We start from the raw sequence: 12235 nt of genomic DNA, 5'->3' as shown, positions 1-12235 counted from the left end.
CCAATGGGGTGGGCCCGAGCGCAACGCTCGGGCCCACCCCATCCGGCAGGTGCGGCTGACGGCCGCTACGGCAGCTGGGCTGCCCTTGCTTCGCGGCGGTTGTCGCGGAACGCGTTCACCCGGCGCGCCGTGGCGAAGAGGGGGATCACCGCGCCCATGACGACCTGGAGGGCGCAGGCCGACTGGAGGAGGAGCTCACCGCCGGGGGCCTCGAAGGCCCAGGCGGCCAGCAGCGCCATGCTGGTGACGATCCAGCCGAGCATGGCCACCGCGAGGCGGCCGCGCGGCTTGGGGTACTCCACCCGGCTCACCATCAGCCACGCGACGCCCACGATCGCCAGCAGGGTCGGCACGAACGGCAGGCCCAGCAGGACCACCGAGACGACCGTAAGGGCGCCGAATGGGCTCGGCATGCCCTGGAACACGCCGTCACGCAGCGTGACACAGGAGAATCGGGCAAGCCGCAGCACCACCGCCAGCAGCACCACGATCGCGCCCACCACCGACACCCGCTGATACGCGTCGTCGGACACCATCCCCCAGACGAGGACGAAGTACGCGGGGGCCAGCCCGAAGCTGATCAGGTCGGAGAGGTTGTCCAGCTCCGCACCCATCGCCGAGCTGCGCAGCTTCCGCGCGACAAGCCCGTCGAAGAGGTCGAAGACGGAGGCGAGCAGCATCAGCATCACCGCGGAGGCGGCGCTGTGCCGGGTCATCCCGCCGTCCTCGCTGCCCGTGAGGTGCGGGATCAGGACGCCGGTGGTGGTGAAGTAGACCGCCAGGAAGCCACATGTGGCGTTGCCCAGGGTCAGCGTGTCGGCTATCGACAGTCGCGTCGACAGCGGCATGTCGTCCGTCTCGTCGACGTCGGCCGCGTCCATCTCGGCCTCGGGGACCCAGGCGGCCTGCGTATCGGGATCAATCACGGTCAAGGCGAGTCACCCCCGCGGTGGTGGCCTGGCCGACCTCGACCGCGACATCGACGCCCTCGGGGAGGTAGACGTCGACGCGCGAGCCGAAGCGGATGAGACCGATCCGCTCACCCTGTTCGACCTTCGTGCCCTGCGGCACATACGGCACGATACGCCGGGCGACGGCACCGGCGATCTGGACCATCTCGATGTCGCCCAGCTCGGTGTCGAAGTGCCAGACGACCCGCTCGTTGTTCTCGCTCTCCTTGTTGAACGCGGGAACGAAGCCACCGGGGATGTGCTCCACGGAGGTCACCGTACCGGCCAGCGGAGCGCGGTTGACGTGGACGTTGAGCGGGCTCATGAAGATGGCGACGCGGGTGCGCCCGTCCTTCCACGGCATGATGCTCTGCACCACACCGTCGGCCGGGGAGATCACACGGCCCTGCGTGATCTCTCTCTCCGGGTCGCGGAAGAACCACAGCATGCCCGCCGCGAGCGCGGTGGCGGGCACGGCTACCGCCGTCCAGCGTCCGGAGCGGCGGGACCGAGCAAGGCTGACCGCCGCGGTGGCGACGGTCGGGAGGAGCCACGGCGACGCTCCGCGCGCGAGGCGTACACCGGCCAGGCTGTCGCGTTGTGCAGAGGATTGGCTGTGGGGCATGAATGACCTTCGTAGCGGAGGGTGCCGCGACGCAAGACTGGGGACGGCGGCTTTACGGGATGGTATCGGTTGCGAGCGGTAACTGGGCAAGCGCCAGGGCCCGTCGGTGGCTTGTCAGTGACCGAAGACCCTCGGTGCGGTGTGACCTTCTTCTCTCGGATACCACCCCAAAAGGGACGTTCAGTCTTGGGTTCGGTATTCCTCCAGAAGCCTCCGTCCAATAATCATCTTCTGAATCTCAGCGGTTCCTTCGCCGATGAGAAGCATCGGCGCCTCTCGGTAGAGCCGCTCGATCTCGTATTCCTTCGAGAAGCCGTACCCGCCGTGGATGCGGAAGGCGTCCTCCACGACCTCTTTGCAGTACTCGGACGCCAGGTACTTCGCCATTCCCGCCTCGAGGTCGTTGCGCGCGCCCGAATCCTTCTTCCGGGCCGCATTGACCATCATCGCATGCGCCGCCTCGACCCTTGTTCCCATTTCGGCCAGTTTGAACTGGATGGCCTGGTGCTGGGCGATCGGTTTGCCGAAGGTGTGCCGCTGCTGTGCGTATGCAACGCCCAGCTCGAAAGCGCGCCGTGCCACACCACAGCCGCGGGCGGCGACATTCACCCGGCCGACCTCGACTCCGTCCATCATTTGGTAAAAACCTCGGTTCGGCGCTCCGCCGAGCACCCGATCGGCCGGAATGCGCAGTCCGTCCATGATGAGCTCGGTGGTGTCGACACCCTTGTAGCCCATCTTCTCGATCTTGCCGGGGATGGTCAGACCGGGCCGGACCTCCCCGAAGCCGGGCTCCTTCTCGACCAGGAAGGTGGTCATCGACTTGTGCGGCGCGACCCCCTCCTGGCCGTCACCGGTCCGGCACAGAACCGCCACCAGGGTGGAGCTGCCGCCATTGGTCAGCCACATCTTCTGCCCGTTCAGGACGTACTCGTCGCCGTCCGGCACCGCCTTGCTGGTGATGGCCGACACATCCGACCCGAGGCCCGGCTCCGACATCGAGAAGGCGCCCCGGATCTCGCCCAGCGCCATCTTGGGGAGGAAATACTCCTTCTGCTCCTCGGTGCCGTGCTGCTTGAGCATGTACGCCACGATGAAGTGGGTGTTGATGATGCCCGAGACGCTCATCCAGCCGCGGGCGATCTCCTCCACGCACAGTGCGTAGGTGAGCAGTGACTCGCCGAGGCCGCCGTATTCCTCCGGGATCATCAGCCCGAAGACGCCGAGTTCCTTCAGCCCCTCGACGATCGCCGTCGGATATTCATCGCGATGTTCCAGTTCGGTCGCGACCGGCAGGATCTCCTTGTCGACAAAATCCCTGACCGTGGAGAGGATCTCCCGCTGGATGTCGGTCAGGCCCTCCGTCTGCGCGAGGCGGCTCATATCACTGCCCTCCCAGCTCCGGGCGGCCCGGCTGCTCGCCGCCCCGCTCCTTGATGTACGTGGCGGTCGGCACCATCACCTTGCGCCGGAAGACACAGACCAGGGTGCCGTCCTGCTTGTAGCCCTTGGTCTCCACGTGCACGATGCCCCGGTCGGTCTTGGACTTCGACGGCGTCTTGTCCAGGACCGTGGTCTCGCCGTAGATGGTGTCGCCGTGGAAGGTGGGCGCCACATGCCGCAGTGACTCGACCTCCAGATTGGCGATGGCCTTTCCGGAGACATCGGGGACGGACATGCCCAGCAGCAGTGAGTAGATGTAGTTACCCACCACCACGTTCTTGCCGAAATCGGTCGTCTTCTCGGCGTAGTTGCTGTCCATGTGCAGCGGGTGGTGGTTCATGGTGAGCAGACAGAAGAGGTGGTCGTCGTACTCGGTGACCGTCTTCCCCGGCCAGTGCCGGTAGACGTCGCCCACCGTGAACTCCTCGTAGGTACGGCCGAACTGCATGGCTCACGCCTCCGGGGGCTGGAAGGTGGACGTACGGCTCATCCCGGCGGCGCGGCCCTTGCCCGCGACGACCAGGGCCATCTTGCGGCTGGCCTCGTCGATCATCTCGTCCCCGAGCATCGCCGAGCCCTTCATGCCGCCCTCCGCCGAGGTGCAGTAGTCATAGGCGTCCAGGATCAGCTCGGCGTGGTCGTAGTCCTCCTGCGACGGCGAGAAGACCTCATTGGCCGCCTCCACCTGGCCGGGGTGGAGCACCCACTTGCCGTCGTAGCCGAGGGCGGCGGCGCGCCCGGCCACCTCGCGGAAGCCGTCCACGTTCCGGATCTGCAGATACGGGCCGTCGATCGCCTGGAGGTCATGCATGCGGGCGGCCATCAGGATCCGCATCAGGATGTAGTGATAGGCGTCCGCCGGATAGCCGGGCGGCTGCTCGCCCACGACCAGCGACTTCATATTGATGGACGCCATGAAGTCGGCCGGGCCGAAGACGATGGTCTCCAGGCGCGGCGAGGCACCGGCGATCCCGTCCACGTTGACCAGGCCCTTGGCGTTCTCGATCTGCGCCTCGATGCCGATCCGCCCGATCTCGAAGCCCATCGTCTTCTCGATCTGGGTGAGCAGCAGGTCCAGCGCGATGACCTGCTGGGCGTCCTGCACCTTGGGCAGCATGATGCAGTCCAGGTTGGGGCCCGCACCCTCGACCACCGTGATGACGTCCCGGTACGTCCAGTGGGTGGTCCAGTCGTTGACCCGCACCACCCGCGTCTTACCGGTCCAGTCGCCCTCGTTCAGCGCCTTGACGATGGTGTGCCGGGCGTCCTCCTTGGCCAGCGGGGCGCAGGCGTCCTCCAGGTCCAGGAAGACCTGGTCGGCCGGGAGCCCCTGGGCCTTCTCCAGGAAGCGCGGATTGGAGCCGGGAACGGCCAGGCACGAGCGGCGCGGACGCAGGCGGCTGGCCGCGTCGGCGAGGTCGGGGGCGGTCATACGAGAACCTCCAGAGGGGGAAGCGTGTTGGCGGCGCGGATCTCATCGACGATACGGCCGATGATCTCCGTGATACCGAAGTCCTTGGGGGTGAAAACGGCGGCGACACCCGCCGCGCGCAGGGCGGCCGCGTCCGCGGCGGGGATGATCCCGCCGACGATGACGGGGATGTCCTGGGCGCCCGCGGTGCGCAGCCGGTCCAGGATGTCCGGCACCAGCTCGGCGTGCGACCCGGACAGGATCGACAGCCCGACGCAGTGCACGTCCTCGGCCACGGCCGCGGAGACGATCTGCTCAGGGGTGAGCCTGATCCCCTGGTAGACCACCTCGAAACCGGCGTCCCTGGCCCGTACCGCGATCTGCTCGGCGCCGTTGCTGTGCCCGTCCAGACCCGGCTTGCCCACCAGCAGCCGCAGCCTGCCGCCGCCGAGCTCGGCCGCCGTCTTCTCGACCCTCTCGCGGACCGAGGCCAGCAGGGGGCCCGCCTCCGTGGCGACGGCCACGGGCGCGCCGCCGACCCCGGTGGGGGCGCGGTACTCGCCGAAGACATCGCGCAGCGCCCAGGCCCACTCCCCGGTGGTCACGCCAGCGCGGGCACAGCGCAGGGTGGCCTCCATCAGGTTGTCGGTCCCCACGGCGGCCTTACGGAGGGCACCGAGGGCGTCCTGGGCGGGTCCCTCGTCGCGCTGCTCGCGCCAGGTGTGCAGGGCCGAGACCACCCGGGCCTCGTTCTCCGGGTCCACCGTCATGATCGCGGTGTCGAGGTCCGCGGTGAGCGGATTGGGTTCGGTGGACTCGTAGCAGTTGACGCCGACGATCTTCTCCTCGCCCGCCTCGATCCGCGCCCGGCGCTCGGAGTGGGACGCCACCAGCCGCGCCTTGAGGTAGCCGGTCTCGACGGCTGCCATCGCCCCGCCCATCTCCTGGATCCGCTCGATCTCGGCCTCGGCCTCCTCCACCAGGGTGGCGACCTTGGACTCGATCACATGGGAGCCCTCGAAGACGTCGTCGTACTCCAGCAGATCGCTCTCATGGGCGAGGACCTGCTGGATGCGCAGCGACCACTGCTGGTCCCAGGGGCGGGGCAGGCCCAGCGCCTCGTTCCAGGCCGGGAGCTGGACGGCGCGGGCTCGGGCGTCCTTGGAGAGGGTGACGGCCAGCATCTCCAGGACGATGCGCTGGACGTTGTTCTCCGGCTGGGCCTCGGTCAGGCCGAGCGAGTTGACCTGGACGCCGTAGCGGAACCGGCGGTGCTTGGGGTTCTCGATGCCGTAGCGCTCCCGGGTGATCCGGTCCCAGATGCGGCCGAAGGCGCGCATCTTGCACATCTCCTCGATGAACCGGACGCCCGCGTTCACGAAGAAGGAGATCCGGGCCACCACGTCGCCCTTACGGTCCTCGGGAATCTGGCCGGAGGCGAACACCGCGTCCAGTACGGCGACCGCCGTGGACATCGCGAAGGCGATCTCCTGCACCGGAGTGGCCCCGGCCTCCTGCAGGTGGTAGCTGCAGATGTTGATCGGGTTCCACTTGGGGATGTGGTTGACCGTGTACGCGATCATGTCGGTGGTCAGCCGCAGGCTCGGGCCCGGCGGGAAGACATGCGTCCCCCGCGACAGGTACTCCTTGACGATGTCGTTCTGCGTCGTCCCCTGGAGTTCCGCGGTATCGGCGCCGTGCTCCTCCGCGACGACCTGGTACAGCGCCAGCAGCCACATCGCGGTCGCGTTGATCGTCATGGAGGTGTTCATCCGCTCCAGGGGGATCTCCTGGAACAGCCGCCGCATGTCGCCCAGGTGCGAGACCGGGACGCCGACCCGGCCCACCTCGCCGCGGGCGAGGATGTGGTCCGGGTCGTAGCCGGTCTGGGTGGGCAGGTCGAAGGCGACCGAGAGCCCGGTCTGGCCCTTGGCGAGGTTGCGCCGGTACAGCTCGTTGGACGCCTCGGCGGTGGAGTGCCCGGCGTAGGTGCGCATCAGCCAGGGGCGGTCCTTGGGGCGGGGTGCGCCACTCATCAGATGTCCCTGCTGTGCTTGTTGGTCCGCTCCGACAAGTCGTCACGGAACAGGTTGATGGCGTCGATGTGCCGCTCGCGCATCGCCTGGTCACGCACGCCCATGCCCTCCTCGGGGGCCAGGCACAGCACGCCGACCTTGCCCTGGTGGAGGTTGTGGTGGACGTCGTACGTGGCCTGGCCGGTCTCCTCCAGCCGGTACGTCTTGGACAGCGTCGGGTGGATCTTGCCCTTGGCGATCAGCCGGTTGGCCTCCCACGCCTCGCGGTAGTTGGCGAAGTGCGAGCCGATGATCCGCTTCAGCGACATCCACAGATAGCGGTTGTCGTACTCGTGGGTGTAGCCGGAGGTCGAGGCGCAGGTGACGATCGTGCCGCCCTTACGGGCCACGTAGACGGACGCGCCGAAGGTCTCCCGGCCGGGGTGCTCGAAGACGATGTCCACGTCCTCGCCGCCGGTCAGCTCGCGGATCTTCTTGCCGAACCGCTTCCACTCGCGCGGATCCTGGGTGCCGTCGTCCTTCCAGAACGCGTAGTCCTCGGCGGTGCGGTCGATGATCGCCTCGGCGCCCATCCGCCGGCAGATCTCGGCCTTGCGCGGCGAGGAGACCACACACACCGGGTTGGCCCCGCCGGCCAGCGCGAACTGGGTGGCGTACGAGCCGAGCCCGCCGCTCGCGCCCCAGATCAGGACGTTGTCGCCCTGCTTCATCCCGGCGCCGTTACGGGAGACCAGCTGCCGGTAGGCGGTGGAGTTGACCAGGCCAGGGGCCGCCGCCTCCTCCCAGCTCAGATGCTGTGGCTTGGGCATCAGCTGGTTGGACTTGACCAGCGCGATCTCGGCGAGCCCGCCGAAGTTGGTCTCGAAGCCCCAGATCCGCTGCTCGGGGTCGAGCATGGTGTCGTTGTGGCCGTCGGCGCTCTCCAGCTCGACCGAGAGGCAGTGCGCGACGACCTCGGCGCCCGGCTTCCAGGAGTTCACACCGGGGCCGGTGCGCAGCACGACGCCCGCGAGGTCGGAGCCGATGATGTGGTACGGCAGGTCGTGCCGCCTGGCCAGGGGGGAGAGCCTGCCGTAACGCTCCAGGAAGCCGAAGGTCGGCAGCGGCTCGAAGATCGAGGTCCACACGGAGTTGTAGTTGACCGAGCTGGCCATCACGGCGACGAGCGCCTCTCCGGGGCCCAGTTCGGGCACCGGCACCTCGTCCACGTGCAATGACTTGCGGGGGTCCTTCTCCCGGGTGGTGAGGCCCGCGAACATCTCGGCCTCGTCCTTGCGCACGGTCACCGCGCGGTACGACTCGGGGACGCGCAGTGCCGCGAATTCCTCGGGTGCTGTGTCCGACGCCAGGATCGCGTCAAGTATCTCGTTCATCGGTGCCTCCGGCGAAGCGTCCATAGGGGACGCCTGAGGGAACGCTGGGCTCGTGACGGGTGATGCTGCTGCGGTGCCGTCGGTTCGGCGGAGGTGGTGCTCGATGCGGCGCGGGTGGCGCCGGAAGCCTGGTGACGCAGGCGTCGTCCGGGCGCGCGATACGGCTTGCGGGGACAGCCGGCGCACGGAGGTTGGCAGCGCGCCGGCCGCCCGGACACCATTACCGTATGGCACGCTGTGCCACCTCGCAAGACACTGGGTGCCAACAATTTCCCTCAGTTGTCATCCCCAGTGCACATATGAGCAACAACGGCCGCCCTCGCATGAGGGCGGCCGTTGTGTTGTGCGTACGGGATCGTGTCGGCTTCCAGGCGACTGACCGCCGCCCGCGGGAGGGGCAGATCCGGCCCTCCATCCTGAGGGCACCCCAGGACCAGCGACCCGGGCGAACCCCAAGCGACAGTGCTACCGGCGCAGCGCTTCCTTGATGGTGCGCATGACCTCCGTCAGCGGCGCGTCCGTCCGCGCCACCATCACCACCACCTCGTCCTCCTCCGACGCCGAGACCGCCGCCGCGGGGCGCCCCACGGCCCCGGCCACGGCGGGGCGTCCCCCGATGCCGCTCCCGAACGTCTCGCGGACGATCGCGAAGGCATGGTCCAGCTGGGACTCCAGATCGCCCTGGCCGCCCGCCCGCAGCCAGCGCCGCAGCACATGGTTGTGGGCCGTGACCACGGCCGACGCGGCGACCTCGGCCAGCAGCGGATCGTCATCGCCGTCGTGGTGGGCACCCTCGTCGAAGTGGCCCAGCAGATAGCGGGTGAACAGCCGCTCGTAGCGGGCCACCGAGGCGATCTCCCGCTCCCGCAGCGCCGGTACCTCACGGGTCAGCCGGTAGCGCTCCACGGAGACGGCGGGCGAGGCCGCGTACATCCGCATGACCTCCTTGATCCCACGGCACACGGTGTCGAGGGGGTTCTCGTGCGGAGGCGCCGCGTCCAGCACCGCCGCCGCCCGCACCAGCGTGTCATCGTGGTCCGGGAAGATCGCCTCCTCCTTGGAGCGGAAGTGCCGGAAGAAGGTGCGCCGGGCCACCCCCGCCCTGGCCGCGATCTCGTCGACGGTCGTCCCCTCGTACCCCTTCGTCGCGAACAACTCCATCGCCGCGGCCGCGAGTTTGCGGCGCATCGACAGACGCTGGGCCGCGGCGCGGCGGCTTCCCGCGCTCTCGCCGCCACCGGATGAGGGGGTTCGCTTCGTACGCTCCGTACGCGTGGCCTTCACGGGCTGGGACATGTGGGGAACGTAACACGCTTGTGAGTGCCGGTGCGGGGGCAGACCGGTGGAAGGCTCCAGCAGCCCGCCCCACCGGGAGCCGGAGTCAGACGGTCCGCCCCACCCGGAGGCGTACTCAGGCTTGGGCATACTCGCGGAAGCCGCGCCCGGTCTTCCGCCCGAGGCACCCGGCGGCCACCAGATGCTCCAGCAGCGGCGCCGGTGCCAGGCCCGGCTCGCGGAACTCCCGGTGCAGCACCTGCTCGATGGCCAGCGACACATCGAGCCCCACGACGTCGAGCAGTTCGAAGGGGCCCATCGGATAGCCGCCGCCCAGCTTCATCGCGGCGTCGATGGCGTCCGGGGTGGCGTAGTGCTCCTGGACCATCTTCACCGCGTTGTTGAGGTACGGGAACAGCAGGGCGTTCACGATGAAGCCCGCCCGGTCGCCGCAGTCCACCGGGTGTTTGCGCACCGCCGCGCACACCGCGTGCGCGGTCGCGCGCACCTCGTCCGCGGTCAGCACGGTGTGCACCACCTCGACCAGCTTCATCGCGGGCGCCGGGTTGAAGAAGTGCAGGCCCACCACGTCCTGCGGGCGCGAGGTCGCCCGTGCGCAGGCGACGACCGGCAGCGAGGAGGTGGTCGTGGCCAGCACCGCGCCCGGTTTGCAGACCTTGTCCAGCACCCGGAACAGCTCCTGCTTGACCACCAGGTCCTCGGCCACCGCCTCCACGGCCAGATCCACCTCGGCGAACGCGTCGAGCGCGTCGGCCGGGGCGACCCGCGCCAGCGCCTGATCCCGCGCCTCCTCGGTCATCCGCCCCTTGGACACCGACCTCTGCAGGGACTTCGCTATCCGGGCCTTCGCCGCCGTGGCCTTCTCCAGGGTCCGCCCCGCCAGCACCACCTCGAGGCCCGCCTTGGCGAAGACCTCGGCGATCCCGGAGGCCATCGTGCCCGATCCGGCGACGCCGACGGCGCGCACGGGGCGCGCCCCCTCGGTGGAGTGCGCCCCCTCGGCCGTCGCGGCGTCCGGGACGATGGTGCCGCTGCCCGGCGCCTCGTAGGTGTAGAAGCCGCGGCCCGCCTTACGGCCGGTGAGCCCGGCCTGGGCGAGCTGCCCCAGGATGGGTGCGGGCGCGTGCAACCGGTCGCCGGAGGCGGCGTACATGGCCTCCAGGACGGTGCGGGCGGTGTCGACGCCGATCAGGTCGAGCAGGGCCAGCGGGCCCATCGGCAGCCCGCAGCCGAGCTTCATCGCGGCGTCGATGTCCTCCCGCGCCGCGTACTTGGCCTCGTACATCGCGGCGGCCTGGTTCAGATAGCCGAACAGCAGCCCGTCGGCCACGAACCCGGGCCGGTCGCCGAGTGCCACCGGCTCCTTGCCCAGGTCGCGGGCGAGCGCGGTGACCGCGTCGATGGCCGCGGGGGCGGTCAGCACGCTGGAGACGACCTCCACGAGCCTCATCGCGGGCGCCGGATTGAAGAAGTGGAGGCCCAAGACCCGCTCCGGATGGGCGGATTCGGCGGCCAGCCGGGTCACCGACAGCGCGTTGGTGCCGGTCGCGAGGATCGTCGAGGGGCTGACGACGGTGTCCAGCTCGGCGAAGACCTCGTGCTTGGTGTCGTAGTCCTCCGGCACCACCTCGATCACCAGTTCCGCGCCGGCGGCGGCGCGCAGATCAGTGGAGACGCGGAAGCGGCCGAGGATCCCGGCCCGCTCCGGCTCGCCGATCCGCTCGCGGTCCACGGCACGGGCGGTAGCGACCTCGAGCGCGGTGACGGCGCGGCGGCAGGCGCCTTCGTCGATGTCGATGCCGATCACCTCGCGGCCCGTCCGGGCCAGGATCTCGGCGATGCCGGTGCCCATCGTGCCGAGCCCGACGACGGCGACAGTAGTGAGCGGGGCCCGGGAGGGGGAGAGATCAGAGGGGGACGTAGTGCTGACGCCGGTGTGTGGGAGACGGTCCATCGCGGACTCCAGAGGGTGTTCCCCGGATGCGGGGATGAAGTGACGACTGAGGGGAGCTCGTGTCATGCCACTACTGCCGTTCACGCCACGCACGCGCGGGGGGCTGGTGCGGCTGACACGAATCCCCGGTGGAAGGGCTTGCACGCTCCCTTACGGACAGCGCCGCACGGAGGAAACTGCCCGTGGGAGACACGCGGCCGGCCCTGTCCCGGGGCCGTGCCTCAACTGCTGTTCTGGAACTGCCGAACCGACGTCACACAAGGCGGCTGCGTCACCAGGCCGCCGGAGCAGGGGTGCTACTCGTGTCGCCATATTAACTCGCGGGTAACCAAGATGCCAGAGCTCACAGTGAGGCCGTGCCGGAACACGGCCCACCGGGGAGGGGAGACCTCGTATGGACGATGAATTCCGGACGCTGACGGAGCGGGTACGGGCCTCGCTCTCAACCCCGCAGGAAACCGCGGCCCATGCCTCACTGCTCGCGCTCGTGCGCCAGGGCACCCCTGCCGCGCGCGAACAGCTCGCCCGCATCCTCGTCGCGCCGGAGCAGCCGCTGTGGGCCCGGGAGACGGCCGCCTTCGTGCTCGGCAGCGCCGGAGACCGCCGGGCCTTCGAAACCCTCGTCCTCCTGCTCAACTACCGCGAACCGGCCCGCTGTGCGACCGCCGCCCGGGTGCTGGCCCGCCTCAGCGATCCGCGCACCGCGCGGGCCGCCGCCGCCCTGGCCACGAACCCGCTGCGCACCGCGTACTCCCTGCACCCCATCCGGCTGCTGGTCGAGCTGCGGGCCCCGGAGTCCGTACCGGCCCTGGTGGCCGCCCTGGAACGGCAGTTGGCGGCGCGTGACCGGCACTGGGCGATCGCCCGCGCCTGTGTGGAGGGCCTGGGCGCGATCGGCGACGAGCGCGCCATCCCGGCCCTGACCGCCGCCGCCGAGCACCTGCGCCTCAGCGCCGCGGCGGCGGCCGCGCTGGCCCGGATCACCGGCGAGGGCGCCGTCACGGGCGGGGGCGCGCCGGAGCCGGCGGGCGAGGGCGGCGCGGCGGAGAAGGTGGGCGAGGGCGGCGCGGCGGAGAAGGTGGGTGAGGCGCGGGTGCCGTGAGGGGTGCGTGGGGCGGGCTTTCCAGAGCACCGGTGACACCTGGGC

At 69.7% G+C, this 12235-nt stretch carries 10 protein-coding genes; 1 reads left to right on the top strand and 9 read right to left on the bottom strand.

The window, feature by feature from the left end; genetic code table 11:
* Positions 1-65 precede the first annotated feature (65 nt).
* From pssA to VT50_RS19020, 9 genes are all read right to left on the bottom strand, one after another.
* Positions 66-932: a CDP-diacylglycerol--serine O-phosphatidyltransferase gene (gene pssA / locus VT50_RS19060; RefSeq protein ID WP_206269432.1), complete on the bottom strand. Its 867-nt coding sequence runs from the start codon at positions 930-932 to the stop codon at positions 66-68.
* A complete protein-coding gene (locus VT50_RS19055; RefSeq protein WP_046089193.1) occupies positions 919-1575 on the bottom strand; it encodes a phosphatidylserine decarboxylase in 657 nt (218 codons plus the stop codon). Before VT50_RS19055 ends, pssA begins: the two co-directional genes overlap by 14 nt.
* A gap of 180 nt (positions 1576-1755) precedes the next feature.
* On the bottom strand, positions 1756-2958 hold the full coding sequence (locus tag VT50_RS19050; RefSeq protein WP_046089194.1) for an acyl-CoA dehydrogenase family protein: 1203 nt from the start codon (positions 2956-2958) through the stop codon (positions 1756-1758).
* 1 nt (position 2959) lies between these two features.
* A complete protein-coding gene (locus VT50_RS19045) occupies positions 2960-3466 on the bottom strand; it encodes a MaoC family dehydratase (RefSeq protein WP_046089195.1) in 507 nt (168 codons plus the stop codon).
* Between the two features lie 3 nt (positions 3467-3469).
* Positions 3470-4450, bottom strand: coding sequence for an HpcH/HpaI aldolase/citrate lyase family protein (locus tag VT50_RS19040; protein ID WP_046089196.1), 981 nt, complete (start codon positions 4448-4450; stop codon positions 3470-3472).
* On the bottom strand, positions 4447-6465 hold the full coding sequence (locus VT50_RS19035) for a protein meaA (RefSeq protein WP_075200493.1): 2019 nt from the start codon (positions 6463-6465) through the stop codon (positions 4447-4449). The genes VT50_RS19040 and VT50_RS19035 overlap by 4 nt, the downstream gene beginning before the upstream one ends.
* A complete protein-coding gene (gene ccrA, locus VT50_RS19030; protein WP_046089197.1) occupies positions 6465-7838 on the bottom strand; it encodes a crotonyl-CoA carboxylase/reductase in 1374 nt (457 codons plus the stop codon). The genes VT50_RS19035 and ccrA overlap by 1 nt, the downstream gene beginning before the upstream one ends.
* Before the next feature lie 465 nt (positions 7839-8303).
* Positions 8304-9134 (bottom strand): TetR family transcriptional regulator, encoded by an 831-nt coding sequence (locus VT50_RS19025; RefSeq protein WP_046089198.1) that lies wholly within the window; start codon positions 9132-9134, stop codon positions 8304-8306.
* A gap of 115 nt (positions 9135-9249) precedes the next feature.
* Positions 9250-11088 (bottom strand): 3-hydroxyacyl-CoA dehydrogenase family protein, encoded by a 1839-nt coding sequence (locus VT50_RS19020; RefSeq protein WP_075200494.1) that lies wholly within the window; start codon positions 11086-11088, stop codon positions 9250-9252.
* A 394-nt stretch (positions 11089-11482) separates the two neighbouring features.
* Here VT50_RS19020 and VT50_RS19015 point away from each other — a divergent pair, with 394 nt between their 5' ends.
* The gene (locus VT50_RS19015; RefSeq protein WP_046089200.1) at positions 11483-12190 is read left to right on the top strand and encodes a HEAT repeat domain-containing protein; all 708 of its coding nucleotides are present in this window, start codon (positions 11483-11485) and stop codon (positions 12188-12190) included.
* The last annotated feature ends 45 nt before the right edge of the window (positions 12191-12235 follow it).

The sequence above is a fragment of the Streptomyces antioxidans genome (assembly GCF_000968685.2).
GTDB lineage: Bacteria > Actinomycetota > Actinomycetes > Streptomycetales > Streptomycetaceae > Streptomyces > Streptomyces antioxidans.
This window is presented reverse-complemented; position numbering and strand designations above follow the sequence as displayed.